A 19,045-nucleotide genomic window follows, 5' to 3' on the forward strand; every position below is an offset into this window, starting at 1 on the left:
CTCAATTGTCTATAACTTCACTGGAGCCGAGTCTACGGTGTGAAAATCTGTGCGCTGGTTATGAGCGCTGCCACGGACTCAGCGGCCTGTACAGTATCACACGTAGATGGTATTCCCGTTGCAAAGCGTAGTCACCAAGCCAGTGGTGGGCACAGGAGCTACCCGCCGAGGAAGTCCTCGCGAACTTGTTGATCGTTGAGAAGTGCCTCCCCACTGTTCTCGTGTCGGTTCTGCCCCTGCACAAGGACATAGCCGCGATCACACCGCCGCAATGCCTCCTTGGCGTTTTGCTCGACGAGGAGAACAGCAGTACCGGCGTCGTTGATCTCGTCAATGCGGTCAAACATCTCATCGACGAGGTCTGGTGCAAGGCCTGCACTGGGCTCGTCAAGGAGTAGCAGATCTGGATCGAGCATGAGCGCACGGCCCATCGCCAGCATCTGTTGTTGGCCCCCTGAAAGTGTGCCTGCCTTCTGCTCCGACCGAGTCTCCAGTATCGGGAACCGGTTGTAAACCGCCTGTAGCCGGTCTTCCGGGAACTGGTCCAGCGTGTATGCGCCCATCTTGAGGTTCTCTGTGACCGTCAATGGCTCAAACACGTTGTTGCTCTGGGGGACGAAGCTCAACCCATATGAGATGATATCTTCCGGTTGTTCGCCGGCGATATCCCTGTCATTGAATACAATTTTACCCCCCATGTATGTCGTCAGTCCGAACACTGATTTCATTACAGTGGACTTGCCCGCACCGTTCGGGCCGACAATGGTGATGTACTCACTCTGTCCGACTTCCATGTCGACATCTGTGAGGATCTGCAGATCACCGTACCCGGCGTCCAGTTGCTGTACTGACAGCAGACTCATATTTTCACCTCTTCCCCAAGATATGCGTCAAGCACTTTCTCGTTATTTTTCACTGCGTCCGGTTGCCCCTCTGTGAGCACACTCCCCTGATGCATCACGATGACCGTATCGCAGTTGTTCATGATAACGTCCATGTCGTGTTCGACGAAGAGGAAGGTGTAGCCCTGCTCTTTGAGCGTATGTAACCGGTCGATGAGTTTCTCCTCGAGCGTCGGATTGACTCCCGCAAGTGGTTCGTCCAGCAGTACCATCTCGGGGTCGGTCATGAGCACACGCGCCATCTCCAGCAGTTTCCGTTGGCCCCCCGAGAGATTGCCGGCGGATTCGTGCGCAACGTGCTCAATCTCAAACAGTTCGAGCATCTCCCAGGCCTGTTCTCGGAGTTCTTTTTCCTGTTCGACGACCTGTGTTCTGGCTCGCGGGAGGACCGTTCGCCAGAGTGCTTCGCCGGCCTGGTTCTGTGGTGCTAGCATGAGGTTTTCGAGCACGGTCATCTCTGAGAGCTCTCGTGCTATCTGGAAGGTCCGGACGAGTCCCTGATTTGCGACCTGATCTGACCGATATCCCGTTATCTCCGTATCGTTGAATTCGACTGCGCCCCCGTCTGGACGTTGCACACCGGTAATCAGGTCGAACGTCGTCGACTTGCCAGCACCGTTTGGACCAATCAGACCGGTTATCGACCCCTTTTCGACGTGGAAAGAGACATCAGCGACAGCGGTAATACCACCAAACGTCTTTCGTAGATTCTCCACTTTGAGTATCTGCTCTTGCTGTCCGTTCTGGGTCTGGTCGCTCCGTGCTGATTGTACGTTCTTACTCATTGTCGTCCTCGCGAGTCGCCTGTTGTGAGAGATCAACGCTCGATGCGATTGCTTTTCGATGGCCAAGCAGCCCATCCGGGTGCCGTTGCATGAGGTACACCAGAACGATGCCTAACAACATCAATCTGAGAGCCGAAATACTCACGTCCTGCACGGAGTACGCCAGCAGCGGCGTGACATCAAGAGTCCCCAGCTCGGCAAGCGCACCGACAAGCGTATCGGGAGCGTTGCTGAGTTGGAGGTACTCTGCCACGACCCGGCGGATGAACGAGGGGCCTTCGAAGAGCAGACTCGCGAATAGGGCACCGCCAACAATACTCCCTGTGGGCGAGCCGGTCCCGCCGATAAACAGCGCAATGAAGATGTAGAACGTCTGTATCGGCTTGAACATCCGTGGCGATGCATAGCCTCCGGAAAGACGCCAGAGAATGGCAATCAGGCCCATAAGCGCACAGCCAAGCGCGAACGTCTTGATCTTGAACAGGCGCGTATCTTTCCCCAGCGCCTGTGTGACCTGCTGGTCCTCGCGAATACTCTTGAGGACCCGTCCGAAGGGTGACTTCCCGATGCGGACCATCAGCCAGTACAGGAGGCCGAGGCAGAGGCATAACATAACTACGTACGCCCAGCCGATGACCAGCGTCTCCTCAATCCCCAGCGGTTCCACAGCGCTGAATATCGCCGCACCCAGAGCATTGGGTGCTGGGGCTGTTGCGGCCGGGTCTGTGTAAAATAGAATCCGGATCGGATTCGATGGCAGCGACAGCCCCGTCGCACCGCCCGTCCCAAATGCAACGCCAGCAACGCGAGTATTCGCGAACTCCGGTGCACGAAGTGTGAGGCGAACGATTTCCGAGAATGCAACAGTAACGATCGCAAGATAATCCGCACGAAGTCGGATCGCAGGCAACGCAGCGAGGCCGCCGATGACCCCAGTCACGAGAATAGCACCCACAATCGCGACCGGAAGTGGCAGCCCGAAACCGGGCGGACTGGCCGTCACTGGAGCAGCCAGTATCCCCATCGTGTACACACCGATGGCCATGAACCCGGCCGCACCGAGATTGAACAGACCTGCGTACCCCCACTGAAGGTTTAGTGCGAGCGCTAACATGGCATAAATTACCGAGAGGAACGCGACACGACGAAGCGTGTTGACTGTGCCATTCAGCTGGAACCCAAGGACGATACTGAAAAGCGCGTACAAGCCCCCAATCGCGAGTGCCAGGGCGATAAGCAAGCGCACGTCGTTGTTGCCAAGCCAGCCCTCAGCCCGCGCCTGGATAGAGCCGGTACTCATGCCGTCATCCTCCCACTGAACAGCCCCGACGGACGCACGAGCAGCATGACGATCATGATAACGAATGCCGCAACCAGAAGGAAGCTGGCTGGAATCCAGACAAGCGCAAGTCGGCTCGCGATACCGAGAATGACGCCGCCGACCATGGCGCCGTAGATCGAACCGACACCGCCGAGGATGACCGCTGCGAACACCAGTAACAGCAGGTCCCACCCCATTGTCACTGTGAGCGTCCCCTGCTGTAATGCGATAAGAAAGCCTGCACACCCGGTAAGCCCGCCGCCGATAATCCACGTGAGCTTGACAACGCGCTCCGTTGGGATGCCGGTGACCTTTGCGAGGTCCTTGTTCGCGGCCATTGCACGCATCGCCATGCCGATCTTTGTGTACTGGAGTAGAATGTGCGTTCCGAGCATTAGGAGTGCGGCGACGACAACCAGCGTAATCTGGTGTCCGCCGAACGTGACGCCCGCAACGGTAATCTGGGGGACGTTGCCGCCTGTCAGCCCGCGACTGTCGGTCAGGAAGGAATAGGTGAGGAAATTACGAAGGAACAGCGCGACGCCGACACTGGCAATCATCAGCGTCACACCATCGGCACTGCGCATCGGTTTGAACACGATTCGATCCAGCAAAAGGGAAAGAGCGGCTGTCAGGACCGCAGCGACGAGTAAGCCAGCCAGAAGCGCCAGTGGAGTATTGACGACATTGATGCCAAGCTCATTCGAACCGACTGCGATTGGTCCGCCGATAAGAATGAGCGATTCGACAGAGAACTCTCCCAGCCCGGCAATCAGAAACGCCGTCGCCCAGCCGGCGAACGCACCGCTCGTAATCAGATCACCGTGGGCAAAGTTCGCGAAATTGAGGATACTGTATGTCATCGAGAGACCGACACCGGCCAGTCCAAGTGACATTCCAAGCACCAGTCCGTTCCAGAGATAACTCAGAAGATCTGTGACGGCAACTGTTCCAGTGCCTAACTGTCGAAGGACATCGAATACAAAAAACACGCCGATAACTGCCAATATAACAAGTACTGGACGGTTGTATACCAGATTCTGTCCACGGCTGTAGTAGTCTCGTGCCGCCATACTTTGGTGCTCTGTACCCAGTCTTAAAAATCTTGATGTAAAATAGTCATAGATACCGCGAAACCGAAGATATGTGCCACATTCATGCTAGTATTACACACGGTACTTTTTCACAATACTAGACGTGACAGCTAGATCAGACGGACTTTGCAACCACAGGTATCGAAAGCAGGATTCGATATATAATCGCGGACGCATACGCCCGCAATAAGGGATATAAAATCGCGTACCGGACGGCAGATATGAGCCCACTTGCCGAATAACACAGTCAGTCGCGAGTCACTGCTGGTGCGCTACAGAGAGTTCGTGACTGTTCGCATAACTTCCAGCGCCTCTTTCAGTTCAGCTGTACTCGTAGCATACGAAATGCGCGCCTGCCCCTTGCCACCCGGCCCAAACGCTTCGCCGGGGACCACAATAACATCGTTGTCCAGCATCTTCTGAGTCCATCCGTCCGGGACGTGGGGCATCGCGTAGAACGCGCCCTTCGGCACTGGCGTGTCGAGGCCGATGTCCTCTAACCCATCGAGAAGGACGTCTCGGCGCTCCTCGAAGGCCGACACCATCTCTCTCACCGGTTCCTGTGGACCGGTGAGCGCCGCTTCGGCAGCGTACTGTGATGGGGCACTGGCACACGCCTGCACGTACTGGTGCACCCGGAGCATCCGTTCGATTCGCTCCGAACTGGCCGCCACCCACCCGAGCCGCCAGCCTGTCATCGAGTACGTTTTCGAGCACGCGCTGGCCTGGATCACCCGGTCAGAGGTAGCGAATTCCGCCGGCGAATGGTGTTCCCCATCGAAGACGATCTTCTCGTAGACCTCATCGGAGAGGCAAATGACTTCGTGTTCATCCGCAATTCGCGCGAACTCTGCCATATCTCGTTTCGATTGCACTGCACCGGTGGGGTTCGCAGGACTGTTAACGATAAACAGTGACGTGTTGTCCGTAATGGCATTCTCGACAGCAGCGGGATCGAGGGTCAGGTCATCTCTGAGTTCGACCCGCTTTGGCTCGCCGCCGGCGAGTAGCACCAGTTGTTCATAGGCCAGAAACCCGGGGTCAGGGCAGAGCACTTCGTCGCCTGGCTGGACGTGGGCTTCGATTGCGACGTGAATCGCCTCGCTTGCGCCGGCGGTGGCAATGATGTTTTCGGGCGGGATGTCCTGTCCATTGTCGGTAGCATAGCGGTCACTGATGGCTTCTCTGAGTTCTGGAATCCCCTTGTTGGACGTATATGAATCACCCATCCCATCCTGAATCGCACTCATCGCGGCCTCCCGGGCGTGTTCTGGAGTTGGGAAGTCAGGCTGACCGAGACCCAGATTTATTGCGTCTTCGCCTGCTGCCTCGAAGACTTCTCGGATGCCACTGATATCCATCTCTTCGACGCGTGCTGCGTACTGAGACATCAGTTCACAACTATAACAGTATTTGATTATAGTCTTTGGGTTGTGTGATAATGACTATGACACCGGCCCTGCCGGACAATATGACGAATAGTCTCTCCCTGAGTTACGGTATGGCACAAAAGCCATCCAGTTTGCCGTACCTGCAGGGTAATCGTACTCCGGAGTGGGGCCCGCGGTGTTCTCGTTACACTTCCACCTGCTCGATATTCTCCGTGCCGTTCTCTGTATACCTGAAGTAATTGTACACGGCACTCGCCAGATCCCCATTGTCGTCAAACTCAACTGGGCCCGAAACGCCTTGATAATTGATTTCGTTCCCGTCAGCCGCCAGCGAAACGCCTTCTCCCAGGTTTTCAGGTCCAACTGCCTCACCGCCAGGGTCTGTGACCGCCCGCATCTGATCGCGGATTGCAGTCCCGTCATCTTCACCGGCTGCCGCGCGTGCCAGCATGAGGACTGCCGCAGCATCGAACGACTGCTGATTGAACGGCCCCGGTGCAGAGCCATACTCGTCTTGGTACGCAGATTTGAAGTACTCGATTCCCGGTCCGGCTGAGGATGGATTGGTCCCGCGGACGTTTGTCATGTCGTGGCCCACGTTCCCTGGCAAGTCATCGGCCCTGAGTCCGTCTGGGACCAGTATATCCATGTCCGCTCTGTCGAAGTTCTCGTAGAAGTTCCGGAAGATTTTGTTCCCGCTCTCAGGGTAGCCGATAATCACGAGCGTCTCCGGGTCACCGTCAAGGGCGTTTTGCAACTGTGACGTGTATGAGGAACGACCCGCCGAGTACGAGACCTGATTCAGGACTTCACCACTGTATTCTCCCTCAAACGTCTTCGTGAAGCCGTTTGACAGGCCGTTTCCGTACGCGTTATTGAGGAAGAGGATAGCTGCGCTCTCTTTCTCAAGCCGCTCGGCCGCGATCTGTGCCAGCAGTGATCCCTGCAGCTTGTCCGTTGGCGGCGTCCGGTATACGAAGTCGTTATCTTCCAGTGAGGAGACATCAGGTGACGTCGCCGATGGTGAGCACATCACCGTCTGATTCGGAATTCCGACGTTCTCTGCGACCTGCAGTGTCACTGATGACGCTAATCCGCCGCAAATCATCGGATAGCCACCATTCACGAGTGCTTCTGCGCCACTCACGCCCCGACTCGGCTTGGTCTCAGTATTCTCAAACTGCGTATCGACTGAGAACCCGTTTTCCGCGTCCCGAACCTCCTTTACAGCTAGTTCTGCTGCATCCCGAATTGCGGGGCCAACTTCGGACAAACCACCCGTTACCCCCATTAGGATGCCCATGCTGATGGTGTTGCCACTACTACCACCGTCTGTCGAACAGCCGGCAAGTCCGACAGCGCCTGCGGCACCAATGCTCTTCATGACAGTTCGACGGCTGACTGTATCGTGCATCGCAACACTCCCCATGACACAATCTTTCGTGATAAACGTTATTATGAGCCGTAGCGGTTCTTCGCAGAGACGAAGCGGGCTCTGAGAAGGTCTGAGTCAGATGCGGGGAACGCTCCGGTTGCCCCGCTTACGGTACTGTATTGTCGCTGACCGCGGGCGGGCCCCTCTCCGACACCAATCCACACAGTTACTCAGACGACTCTCATCTAAAGTGCCTGTATGTTCCTCAAAGTCATGTCTGTGCCGCGCCAGTGCCGATACGTGTTCGAATCAGACGAACGGTGTCGGTGACAGGGCGGCCTCAGTACCCTATAGTCCGCACAGGGCACTTCCGACCCGCATAGGCACGGTTATCCGAGACACGAATCCAGATTCCGGGCGTCAGACTAGTCACCTGCGCCGGACTGTCGATACTGAGCGTTCAGGACAGATTTCATCTCGGGAGACAGTCTCAGGTCCGAAATTCCGTTGTCTCCTCCCGATCAGACAGGCCACCAGTCAGACTCCGTTAATATATAAACTAGTTGTAGAGTATAGCGGTTCGAATTATTAGAACGAGAAAGTGGCGATGCCTACTTCGGCCATCCCTGTGTAGTTTGATCACGGAATGCCACTTACCATTGACTCCCCAAAACCGCTATTGCAGCTACAGTGTTGAAGAACAGAAGTTCCACCACAGATACCATGTATTCGTAAATACATGTAATAGAAAATGTGAATATTACATAAGTTGGTCTGTGGATGGGATTTTTGTTACAAGCATATAGGTGTAACAGGTTTCACGGCCGAGGCTCATATCTGTTACAGCAGTAACGCTGTAATCCATTGTCGGCTGTATCCGAGCTTGCAGGATGCAGCCTCCCCGTCCAGAAGGCGAGAAAGCGGATAAAGAGTTTTTAAGAGCTTTGTGAGTGAGTTTTTATACCCAACCAGATATATTATTATGCTGAAAGTGTTGGAATATACATCGTCCCAACTATTAGAACAAGTTTCACACAGGAAACTACGGAATTCAGACAGTAAAACGCTTGAGAGTGATCGAAACAGGCGCTATAGCATAGTCGGCTTACTTGAACACCACAGCAGAACAGTTGGTTTCACAGGCCTCCGAGTGGCCGCCTATGCAACCGTGGCTGCTGCAACGTTGCACCCCAAACTCTATATCTTGGGAGTTACCCACAGTGGGACGTAACGCGACAATCGATAATGACACCCAAATTCACTACCCATGACTGAAACAGGAAAGCGCCTTGTCGAAGAACTGGACGAGCAAGGCGTCGAGTACGTCTTCGGATATCCCGGTGGTCGTGCCATCGAGATCCTTGATCACGTCCCGGATGCAGACGTTGAGATGGTCCGACCACGCGATGAACGTGAAGCCAGCGTCATGGCCGAGATGCACGGACGACTCACCGGCAATCCCGGGGTCCTCGCAGGACAGGGGCCCTGGATCGGGAGCCTCGGTGCAATCGGCCAGATGGAAGGAAAGCTCGCTTCCTCTCCGATGGTCGTTATTACCGAGGCGAGCGAGCGTGGCGACTATTCAACGCTCGCGCCGTACCAGCAGGCTCGCGGTGACTACGGGGGGTTAGACCTTCCATCAGCGCTCGATGCCTACACCAAGGAAAACTGGTTCCCGCGCTCACCAACGGAGACGGTACGGAGCCTCCAGCTCGCGTTCAAACACGCGACGGCCGGCCGGCCCGGGCCAACGGCACTAATCCTCGACGGCGACGCCGTCACCGAGGAGATGCCCGAAGACCCGATTCCGCCGGTCTGGGACGGCCATGATCAGGTGCAAAACTGGGAAGCGCGACCAGCCCAAGAGGATGTTCAGGCAGCGATTACAGCGCTAAGCGAGGCTGACCGACCGGTTATCATTTCCGGCAACGGCGTTCACGCCGCTGACGCCTACGACCAGCTTGAGACTGTCGCGGAGGCGACTGATGCCGTCGTCACAACCTCCTATCTGGGCAAGTCGACGTTCCCCGAAACCCACGAGCTGGCTGCGGGTGTTATCGGCTCCTTCGGTCACGAAGGCGCAAATCAGGTTGTCAGTGAAGCGGACGTCCTTCTCGTCGTAGGCTGTCGCATGAACCCGATGGACACGAACTGGCAGTCCCCGGAGTTCATCCGACCCGACGAGCAGACCATCATCCACGCAGATATCGACACACGCAACGCCGGCTGGGTCTACCCCGCAGATGTCGCACTCATCGGTGATGCGGCACACAGTCTCGACGACCTGGCGACGAACCTCCCCGAAAGCGCTGGAAACGACTGGGCACGTGACCGTGCGGCCGCAGCACAGGAGTCATTCTATGCACCCGTATGCGAGTCGGATGCGTCGCCGATCAAGCCACAGCGTGCAGTCAAAGAAATCGAGGCTGTCGTTGATTCGGAGACCATTGTGACCGCCGACTCCGGTAACAACCGGTTCTGGTTGCTCAATTACCTTCAGACACCGGACACCGGGACCTACTACGGGAGTGGTGGCGTCGGCGCGATGGGGTGGGCAACACCGGCCGCGGTGTCAGCTGCTATCACGACGGAGAAAGATATCATCGCCGTCGCCGGCGATGGTGGTTTCACGATGACGATGACCAGTGTCGAGACAGCCGTCGAGAACGGCGTCGCGCCCACGTTCGTCGTCCTCAACGACACCAGCCTGGGGATGGTTCGTCAGATGCAACACGAGGAGGGCGATATCGCTGGCGTCGAGTTCCACGACACCGACTTCGTGAAGGCAGCCGAGGCGTTCGGCGCTGAAGCGACGCGGGCAGTAACGCCTGCGGAACTTGCGACTGCACTCGAAGAGGGGACCAGCGCCGATGTCCCCTTCGTTATCGACGTTCGCATCGACCGTGACGAAGAGATGGTCGAGTCCCTCCAGTCGTCGTTCTACAAAGAAGTCGGCGGGCTGCACGAATGAACTCCCGGACATGGTTTAGCAAAGAATATAAATCAACTACGCAACACACATTGATACAACAATGACAGATACGACAGTACTCGTCACTGGCGGAACCGGCTTCCTCGGCTCGTATGTCGTCGAGGATCTCATCGAACACGGGCACAACGTCGTCGCCTACGACCTCTCGACGGACGACCATATCCTCTCGAAGTTGGGTGTCGCCGACGATGTGACCATCCGGCGCGGTGATGTCTCCGAGGCGACGGATGTGATTCGTGCTGTCAAGGAGACGGGGACGACCCATATCGTTCACCTTGCGGCACTGCTGACGAACACAGCTCGGGACAACCCGCGGGCTGGCCTCGATGTCAATATCAAGGGGACAAACAACGTCTTCGAGGCCGCACGCACTCTCGACGACCAGATCGAGCGTGTCACCTGGGCTTCCAGCGCGGCGGTGTACGCGCCGCCACACAACTACGCCGCCGAGTATGTCGACGAGGACGAACTGGTCTATCCTGATACACTCTACGGCGCGACCAAGGAATACAACGAACATCAGGCACGTGTCTATCACGGGGATTACGATGTCGACCACGTTGGACTTCGCCCGACTGTGGCGTACGGCCCCTACCGCGAAACCGGTGGGTCGGCGTTCCTCGCAAACATCATCGAGAAGCCGGCACTCGGCGAACCGTTCAGCGTCGAGTACGGCGATCAGGTGATCGACTGGCAACACGCCCGTGATATCGCACAGGCGTTCCGGAAAGCAACGTTTGTCGACGAGGACGACCTCAGCCAGCGCATCTACAACGTCCGCGGCGTCCTCGCGACGATCCGCGAAGCCGCCAACGCTGTCCGAGAAATCGTCCCGGATGCCGATCTTGAGGTCTCTGATGAGGGCGAACTCCCCTGGACCCAGAACCTCGATATGACCGCCGCGCAGGAAGACCTCGGCTACGAGGTCGAGTACGACCTCGAATCCGGGTTCCGGTCCTACATCAACACGCTCCGGGAAGAGAACGGGCTCGAATCGCTCTGATACACCAGTCCCGCCGTCCTGTGTGACGTGCGTACCGTGGGTGCTCGCGTTTGTCTCGTATCGGCCAGAGTGAACCCAGTGTTTGATTAGGGACCTGCCTGTACGCATAGGTGATGTACGAGCGCGACTTCATGGAAGGAACGCGTGGCACCATGGCCGTCGACTGGGAAGAACGGATCGACGTCAAGCGGATGCGACGCGAGCGCAAAGAGCGAGCCCTCGACAGACTACAGGACTCGGAACTTGGGTCGATGCTGCTCATCAACGACCCGAATGTCCGGTATGTCACTGGGCTGGCGATGACTGGCGGGAGCGGGGCAGATCACTACACGCTCCTGACCGAAGACGGCGATGTCGTCCACTGGGACACTGCGGACCACGCATCGAACCAGCGGTTCAACTGTCCCTGGCTCGATGACATTCGGTATGCCTGTCCGGGACTCGGCAACGTTCCCCGGGCGTCAGGCAGCGCTTCCGCGCGCGACTGGCTCAAAGACAAGATGGCTGAGACGGTGTATACGGCCATGGAAGAGTACGGTGTCGACCGGGAGCCAATGGGCATCGACGTGGGGAACGGGACGCTTATCGAGAAGTTCGAAGACCGCGGCGTCGATGTCGACACCAGTGCGGCGACTGATATTATGCTCGACGCGCGGAAGACCAAAACCCGCGACGAGATAGAGTGTCTGCGACAGGTCGCTGCCATCTGTGAGGCAGGCTTTCAGAAGATTACGGAGAGTGCCAAGCCAGGCAAGCGCGAATCAGAAGTCTGGGGCGATGCGGTCGGCGAACTCTGGGGGCACGGCGCAATGGCCCAAGGCGGCTACGTTACCTCCGGCCCGAACACCTGGCCGAAACATCAGGCAAACACGACCGACCGGATGATTCGACCGAATGACCTCGTGTACGCTGATTTCTACAACATCGGCTATCTGGGCTACCGCTCCTGTTACTACCGGACGTTCAGCATGGGCGAACCGACGCAGGCACAGAAAGATGCCTACGAAAAAGCCCGTGACGACCTGTATGACGTCCTCGAACGGATCGAGCCGGGGGCCACGACCGACGAGATATGCAAGGGCTTCCCCGACAGAGAGGGTGAGCATATGGACTGGTACGACGCCGACGAGTTCTGGCAGATGACAACCAACCACTGGGCGCATGGGCTGGGGCTGCAGCTCTACGAAACGCCGCTCATCTGGCGCGGACTCTCACCGGACCACCCGATCGAAATCGAGGAGGGCATGACGATGGCTGTCGAGACGATGCAACCCGCGGAGCGGCAGGGCGTCCGCGTCGAAGAGATGGTTGTCGTCCGCGAAAACGGCGTCGAGATACTCAGTGAGTGGCCTGTTTCGGAGATCACGCGGATCGACTACTAAACGGACTGGCAGGCATCGCGACCGGTCTCAGGCACGGTCTGGTCGCCGGCGTGCCACTACCGTTAAGTCGGTCGCGCCGTTACGGAAATTTATGCAACTGGGAACAGGCCTGTTTACCTGTCAGCAGCGCCCGGACGATGACCGCGAAACCAGCGAGATTTACGACGAAATGCTCGAACTGGGAGAAGTTATCGACAACGCGGGTCTCGATAGCGCCTGGGTCTCAGAACATCACTTCCTTGACGACGACTATCTGTCGGGCGTCACACCGGCGCTTGGGGCGTTAGCTGCAGTCACCGACGACATTGAAATCGGGTCCTGTATCGCACTCGCGCCGCTGTATGATTCAATCCGGCTCGCCGAAGATATCGCAACCGTAGACCAGATCTCCGGTGGCCGAACAACGCTCGGGATGGCTATCGGGTCCAACGTCTCCGAGTTTGACGCCTTCGGAATTCCCGACGACGAACGGGCTGAACGGCTAGCCGATACGGTCGACACGCTTCGCGGTGCCTGGTCTGACGGGCCGCTCGACTACGAGCCGGAATTCCACGACATCTCGTCGGACATCACTGTGACACCGAAACCTGCACACGACGTTCCCCTCATGCTCGGTGGGGCGTCGCGGCCTGCCGTCCGGCGGGCCGCCCGGACCGCTGACGCATGGTGTGCCCCGTCGTCGCTGTCGGTCAATGGCGTCCGGAAGCGCGTCGAGGACATCCGAAACGTCCGTGACGACGAGGATATCGAGGGCGACTTTCAGGTGTATGTCCTCCAGCACGGGTTCATCGGTGACTCCCGCGAGGACGCATGGGCGCAGATGCGTGACGGCTACCTCTACATCCAGCGCCGGTACGAGGAGATATTCTCCGGCGAGACGATTGCAGAACTCGACGAGGAACGCAAGCAGGAACTCAAAGAACAGGCTATCTTCGGGACACCCGACCAGGTCACGGAGGAACTCGAAACGTACCGCGAGGCGCTGGGCGACGACATTCACTTCATCTTCCGGACGTACCACCCCGGAACCGGAACGCAGGAGATGGCCGAGTGTATCCGGCGGCTGGGTGAAGAGGTGCGGCCGAAGATCAGCTAAGACTGGCACGTCGTGTCGGTGACTGTTGAACCTTCAGATGCTGTCTGACCCGGATGGGCTGCGACACCACGAGCGCCAGTGGCTCGCTATGTACCGCCCGTGGGTTTCGGACCCCTGTGAACACCAATACTTATTTCCCCAGGTGAAGAACCGAATTGATGAGTATGGACATCGAAGCATTCTTCGAGAACATGCCGTTTGCCGACCTGCTCGACATCGAGATAACCACTGTCGATAACGGGCACGCCGAAGGGCATATCCAAATGCGCGAAGAACTGTCGTGGAACGAGGAGCGGATAATGGCCCACGGCGGCGTTACGTTCACCCTCGCTGATACCGTTGGTGGGGCCGCTCTCGTGTCTCTCGTCGACCAGCCGGTGCCGACCATCGATATGCGCATCGATTACCTCGAAGCTGGGACAGGGGACCTCCGAGCGGAAGCGGACGTGGTTCGTCACGGTGGTGATGTTGGCGTCGTCAATGTGGAAGTGTACGCCGAAGACGGCACACAGGTCGCGGATGCACGCGGCGTCTACAAGACAGGGTAGCTCGGCTGCAGCAACTGGGCAGCTTCTGAACATCGTCACACTAATCCCAATGTCAGATTCACTCACAGCACTCGACGAGGAACGGTACGAACCGAGCGAGACGTTCGTGACCGAGAGCAACGTCTACGCGTTCATGCAAAAGCACGGTATCGAGGACTTTGAAGAACTTCACAGGCGGACGGTCACCGACATCGACGGTGAACCGGCATCCGGACTGGACTGGTTCTGGGATGAGATAGTCGATTATCTCGACCTGGAGTTTTACGAGGAGTACGAACAGGTCCGCGATGACACGGATGGCCCGCAGTTCACGGACTGGTACGTCGGTGGGGAACTCAATATCGCTCACAACGTCGTCGACCGTCATGCAGCCCCCGACGCTGAGAACCGGAATACAGTCGCGACAATCTGGGAAGGTGAAGACGGGACAGTCCGTGAGATAACCTACCACGAACTCCACCAACAGGCCAATCGCGTTGCCAATGCACTGGAAGAGCGCGGTATCGGAACCGGTGACACCGTCGGACTGTATATGCCGATGGTACCGGAAATCGTCCCACTGCTGTATGGCTGTTTCAAGGTCGGTGCGATTGCCGTCCCTATTTTCTCCGGGTTCGGGGTCGACGCGACAGCAACCCGCATCGAAGACGCCGAGTGTTCAGTCCTGTTCACCGGTGATGGCTTCTACCGCCGGGGCAGCGAAATCGACCTGAAGTCGGCCGCAGACGAGGCTATCGAGCCGGCCGGTCACGTCGAACACACCATTGTCTATAATCGGCTGGGTTCTGCGGAGTCTGCCCTCTCGTGGGACCCCGATCGTGACGAATGGTGGGCGGACGCAGTCGGGTCCCAGTCTGACGACTACGAGACCAAGTCGCTCCCCGCCGACCACGAGTCGATGCTGCTGTACTCATCCGGGACAACAGGCAAACCGAAGGGCATCGTCCACACACATGCTGGCGGGCTCGTCCAGCCGGCGAAAGAACTCTTCTTTTCGTTCGACCACAAGCCCGCAGACCGCTTTTTCTGGGTCTCGGATATCGGCTGGATGATGGGGCCGTGGACGCTGATCGGCAATCACGCCCACGGTGGCACCGTCTTCATGTATGAGGGGGCACCCGACTATCCCGAGCCGGACCGGTTCTGGAAGATGATCGATACCCACAATCTGTCGGTGTTCGGGATTTCACCGACAGCGATCCGTGCGCTACAGAAGCACGGCGACGAGTGGCTGGAGGGCCACGACCTCTCGACGCTGCGCCTGCTGGGTTCGACCGGCGAGCCGTGGGACCCGGACTCCTGGGAGTGGTTTCTGGAGAACGTCGGCGACGGCACGACACCGATTATGAACATCTCCGGGGGAACGGAGATCTTCGGCTGTTTCCTGCAGCCGACGCCACTGCATTCGCTGAAGCCGGGGACGCTTGGTGGCCCGGCGCTCGGCATGGACATCGACATTGTCGATGCACAGGGGGCATCCGTTGCCGAAGACAACGAGAAGGGGTATCTGGTCTGTCAGTCGTCAGCGCCATCGATGACAAAATCGCTGTGGAGTGGTGACGAGCGGTACCTCGAAGAGTACTGGTCGCGGTTCGGCGATATGTGGGACCACGGCGACTGGGCACAGAAAGACGAGGACGGCTTCTGGTTCTTACACGGTCGTTCGGACGACGTCCTCAACGTCGCCGGCCGGAAGGTCGGCCCGGCTGAGGTCGAGAGTTCACTTATCGAACACGATGCGGTCAACGCCGCTGTTGCGATCGGAGCGGACGACGAAACGAAGGGGACTGCGGTTGTCACATACGTCATTCTCAACGAAGGGTACGAGGAGTCAGACGACCTTCGCGAGACATTGCGCGCGCAGGTCGGGACAGCGCTTGGCAAGCCGTTCCGTCCGCGTGAAGTCCGCTTCGTTGATGAATTTCCGGAGACGCAGTCCGGGAAGATTGTGCGGCGAATCATTCAGAGCGTCTACGAGGGCGCAGAGCTGGGGGACCTCTCAAGTATCGAGAATCCCGATGCAATCGACGAAATCGACAACGCGCGGTAAAATACTTTACTGTCTGGGTGTGACTGTTTGCAGATACAGGCAGTAGCGAGAACGCAATCGACCTCGCTACGATACTACTTGAATCACGGCGGAGGACAGAAGCGCTGCCGGGGTCTAACTGAAACTCACACCGACGTCGTGCATATCCTCGTTGTATCGGGCGATGTTGATTAGCAGTGGCGTCAGACTCTCAACTTCCGCGGCGTTCGAAAGCGGCCCAGCAGGGATCGGTCGGACGCCTGTGAGGTCAGCAGTTAGCGCCACGACTCGTTCACTGACCGCCGGGTCGTCCGCGACCACCAGCGTATCCACATCGAGCGTGGCCTCTAGATCCGCCAGCCGATCCGCTGCAAGGTTGTGGAACGCCCCGGCCACTGGAACAGACTCGGGGGCCCGCTCTGCAACAAACTCAGTAACGCTCCCCGTCGACGGTGGTCGGTAGTGAAGTCCGTCCCCATCGCCGTTCATCCCGACAGCAGGGCTAATGAGCAGTTGGTCCGAGAGTGCGTCATCTTCTGCCAGTGCTTCAACTGTATCGCCGACGTGGTGTGGCGGAATGGCCAGGATAACCACGTCTGCACTGGCCGCGGCGCTACTGTTGTCCGTCCCGTTGATTTCAGTCTCGACACCGTGATCGGACAACCGTTCTTCGTACGTTCTGGCTCGCTCGCTGGCTTTTGCAGCGTCCCGCGAGCCGATCGTAATCGTATGGTCCGTATCGGCGACAAACCGCATCGCAAGTCCCTCACCGATGTCACCAGTACCGCCCAAGATAGCTAACTCCATGCACCTGCATAACGCCCCGTGAAACAAGAAGCTTTGTCCTGTCACGCGAATCGCTACCGACCGTACGCTGCTGCCATCACGTGAAAACCGGGTGCGTTAGCAATAGAATACCACCTAATATCACCTGTGGCAGTTATTCGATCCAGACCGTCTTTTTGTTGACGAACTCTTTGATGCCCATCTCCGAGAGCTCACGACCGTACCCGGCGTCCTTGATGCCGCCGAATGGGACTCGCGGGTCAGATTTGGTCATTTCGTTGATATAGACACAGCCTGCGGAAATGTCCCGTGCCAGACGCTGACCACGTTCCCGGTCCGCTGTCCAGAGGCTTGCACCAAGGCCAAACCGGGTGTCGTTCGCGACCTCAATCGCTTCCTCCGCATCGGCGACCTCGTAGACGGTCGCCACTGGGCCGAACGTCTCCTCGGTGTCCGCAGGACATCCCGAAGGAACATCAGTCAGTACTGTCGGTGGGTAGAAGGCACCGGGCCGGTCAAGCGGCTCGCCCCCAGTCAACAGCGTTGCACCGGCGTCGACGCTGGCCTGTACCTGATCGTGGAGTTCGGCCATGAGGTCAGGGTCCGCCTGTGGACCGACGTCAGTTTCGTCGGACAGTGGGTCACCGACAGTGAGGTCTTCGAAGGCAGTGACGAGGCGATCGACGTACTCCTCGTAGACATCCGTGTGAATGATAAAGCGCTTGGCGGCGATACACGACTGGCCGCCGTTCAGTGTCCGTGCTTGCACCCCAGTTTCGAGGGCCGCATCGAGGTCTGCGTCGTCGAGGACGATGAACGGGTCAGACCCACCGAGTTCCAGCACAGTCTTTTTCAGATGTTTGCCGGCGGTTTCGGCGACGGCACGGCCGGCGGGACCACTTCCGGTCAGCGTCGCCGCACGGACACGGTCGTCTGCGAGGATGCCGTCAACGTTACTGGAGCCAACCATCAGCGTCTGGAACGCGCCCTCAGGATAGCCGGCTTCGGCAAACACTTCTTCCAGTGCGAGCGCACAGCCGGGAACGTTTGAAGCATGTTTGAGGAGGCCAACGTTGCCGGCAGTGAGATAGGGCGCAGCAAAGCGAATGACCTGCCAGAACGGATAGTTCCAGGGCATCACTGCAAGCACTGGCCCGAGCGGGTCATGGACCGTCTTTACTTCCGTTCCCGCTGGACTGGGGTGGTGTTCCTCGGAGAGATACTTGTGTGCGTATTCTGCGTAATGGTCACACGCCCATGCACACTTTTCGACTTCAGCGACGGCTTGCGTGACCGGTTTGCCCATCTCCCGGGTCATCAGCTCAGCGTACCGCTGTTTGTTCTCCCGTAGAACCTCGCCGGCGTTTACCAGCAATTGCTCGCGGTCGCGCAACGGGACCTCACGCCAGTCCTCGAACGTCGACGTGGCACGGTCCAGTTTTCGTTCGACTGCCTCGTCATCGTCAGGGTCGTACACGTCCAGCCGCTCGCCCGTAGCCGGGTTGACTGCCTCCATATCGGTTCAATCTTCGGCGTCATGCATACATTAATCTTTACTGGCCTAAATACTCTGACAGGAAACAACGTTAGCTTTTATACTCATAGGTCAGAAATGTGCTGATGATGTACAAGCACGTAGCTCTGTTAGTCAGACAGGACGATATGTCTCACGAGGAGTTCGTTGACTACTGGCAGACCAATCACACGCCGATCGCGAAGGACATCGAGGGCGTGGTTCGCTACCAGCAAGTCCTTCCAACAGAGCCAGCACACGCCGAATTTGACGGACTGGCGGAACTGTACTTCGAGACGCTTGAAGACCTACACGAGGCGCTAGGCAGTCCCGGCTCCCGGGACTATGACCCTACCAAGGAGATCGCCGCAAAGGCCCGCGAAGACGTGAATAACTTCCTTGCTGTCGAGGAGCGGCCGCGTATTATCGGCGAAGAGATCGTGCAGAAAGACGAGGTCGATGGCGACACTGACGGTCTCTACAAGCACTCGGCGTTTCTCGTCCGGCAAGATGACATGACCCACGAAGAGTTCGTCGACTACTGGCAGACCAACCATACGCCGATTGCCCGTGAAATCGAGGGCGTCGTCAAGTACAATACGGTCATCCCAACAAACCCCGAAAACGCCGAGTTCGACGGTGTCGCCGAACTCTACTTCGACGACATCGAGAAGCTATACGACGCTCTCGGCAGCGAAGGCTCACGGGACTACGCGCCGGACAGAGGCAAGGCGAAAGCGGCCCGCGAAGACGTGAACAACTTCCTGGCTATCGACGAGCGGCCCCGGTTTATCGGACAGGAACAGCTCGTCAAGGACGAGGGGTAGT

General features: G+C 57.8%; 15 protein-coding genes. 7 read left to right on the forward strand and 8 right to left on the reverse strand.

All coding sequences use genetic code 11. The annotated features are described in order from the left end of the window. Window positions 1–158: 158 nt before the first annotated feature. From RBH20_RS18860 to RBH20_RS18885, 6 genes are all read right to left on the reverse strand, one after another. The gene (locus RBH20_RS18860; RefSeq protein ID WP_306711558.1) at window positions 159–863 is read right to left on the reverse strand and encodes an ABC transporter ATP-binding protein; all 705 of its coding nucleotides are present in this window, start codon (window positions 861–863) and stop codon (window positions 159–161) included. After that, complete coding sequence (locus tag RBH20_RS18865) at window positions 860–1,687, reverse strand: ABC transporter ATP-binding protein (protein ID WP_306711561.1); 828 nt, start codon at window positions 1,685–1,687, stop codon at window positions 860–862. The genes RBH20_RS18860 and RBH20_RS18865 overlap by 4 nt, the downstream gene beginning before the upstream one ends. Beyond that, window positions 1,680–2,987: a branched-chain amino acid ABC transporter permease gene (locus tag RBH20_RS18870; protein ID WP_306711563.1), complete on the reverse strand. Its 1,308-nt coding sequence runs from the start codon at window positions 2,985–2,987 to the stop codon at window positions 1,680–1,682. Before RBH20_RS18870 ends, RBH20_RS18865 begins: the two co-directional genes overlap by 8 nt. Continuing rightward, complete coding sequence (locus tag RBH20_RS18875; protein ID WP_306711564.1) at window positions 2,984–4,081, reverse strand: branched-chain amino acid ABC transporter permease; 1,098 nt, start codon at window positions 4,079–4,081, stop codon at window positions 2,984–2,986. Before RBH20_RS18875 ends, RBH20_RS18870 begins: the two co-directional genes overlap by 4 nt. A gap of 293 nt (window positions 4,082–4,374) precedes the next feature. Next, window positions 4,375–5,493, reverse strand: a complete 1,119-nt coding sequence (locus RBH20_RS18880; RefSeq protein WP_306711566.1) for a pyridoxal phosphate-dependent aminotransferase — start codon at window positions 5,491–5,493, stop codon at window positions 4,375–4,377. Window positions 5,494–5,677: 184 nt separating this feature from the next. Beyond that, on the reverse strand, window positions 5,678–6,877 hold the full coding sequence (locus tag RBH20_RS18885) for an ABC transporter substrate-binding protein (protein ID WP_306711730.1): 1,200 nt from the start codon (window positions 6,875–6,877) through the stop codon (window positions 5,678–5,680). Window positions 6,878–8,135: 1,258 nt separating this feature from the next. Between RBH20_RS18885 and RBH20_RS18890 the strand changes: the two genes are divergently transcribed. From RBH20_RS18890 to RBH20_RS18915, 6 genes are all read left to right on the forward strand, one after another. Then, window positions 8,136–9,839, forward strand: a complete 1,704-nt coding sequence (locus RBH20_RS18890; RefSeq protein WP_306711568.1) for a thiamine pyrophosphate-binding protein — start codon at window positions 8,136–8,138, stop codon at window positions 9,837–9,839. Window positions 9,840–9,900: 61 nt separating this feature from the next. Further along, window positions 9,901–10,863, forward strand: coding sequence for an NAD(P)-dependent oxidoreductase (locus tag RBH20_RS18895; protein WP_306711571.1), 963 nt, complete (start codon window positions 9,901–9,903; stop codon window positions 10,861–10,863). 113 nt (window positions 10,864–10,976) lie between these two features. Then, window positions 10,977–12,245, forward strand: coding sequence for a M24 family peptidase (locus RBH20_RS18900; protein WP_306711573.1), 1,269 nt, complete (start codon window positions 10,977–10,979; stop codon window positions 12,243–12,245). A gap of 91 nt (window positions 12,246–12,336) precedes the next feature. Continuing rightward, entirely contained in the window at window positions 12,337–13,341 is a 1,005-nt protein-coding gene (locus RBH20_RS18905) for an LLM class flavin-dependent oxidoreductase (protein ID WP_306711575.1), read from the forward strand. Between the two features lie 164 nt (window positions 13,342–13,505). Further along, window positions 13,506–13,889 (forward strand): PaaI family thioesterase, encoded by a 384-nt coding sequence (locus RBH20_RS18910; RefSeq protein WP_306711732.1) that lies wholly within the window; start codon window positions 13,506–13,508, stop codon window positions 13,887–13,889. Between the two features lie 49 nt (window positions 13,890–13,938). Beyond that, window positions 13,939–15,939, forward strand: coding sequence for an AMP-binding protein (locus tag RBH20_RS18915; RefSeq protein ID WP_306711577.1), 2,001 nt, complete (start codon window positions 13,939–13,941; stop codon window positions 15,937–15,939). 114 nt (window positions 15,940–16,053) lie between these two features. On the opposite strand, the gene npdG is transcribed toward RBH20_RS18915, so the two are convergent. After that, window positions 16,054–16,725, reverse strand: a complete 672-nt coding sequence (gene npdG, locus RBH20_RS18920) for an NADPH-dependent F420 reductase (RefSeq protein WP_306711579.1) — start codon at window positions 16,723–16,725, stop codon at window positions 16,054–16,056. 133 nt (window positions 16,726–16,858) lie between these two features. Further along, window positions 16,859–18,220 (reverse strand): NAD-dependent succinate-semialdehyde dehydrogenase, encoded by a 1,362-nt coding sequence (locus RBH20_RS18925; protein ID WP_306711581.1) that lies wholly within the window; start codon window positions 18,218–18,220, stop codon window positions 16,859–16,861. 104 nt (window positions 18,221–18,324) lie between these two features. On the opposite strand from RBH20_RS18925, the gene RBH20_RS18930 reads away from it, so the two are divergent. Beyond that, window positions 18,325–19,044: an EthD family reductase gene (locus tag RBH20_RS18930; protein WP_306711583.1), complete on the forward strand. Its 720-nt coding sequence runs from the start codon at window positions 18,325–18,327 to the stop codon at window positions 19,042–19,044. The last annotated feature ends 1 nt before the right edge of the window (window position 19,045 follow it).

Origin of the sequence: Haloarcula sp. H-GB4, assembly GCF_030848575.1 — an archaeon.
Taxonomy (GTDB): Archaea; Halobacteriota; Halobacteria; order Halobacteriales; family Haloarculaceae; genus Haloarcula.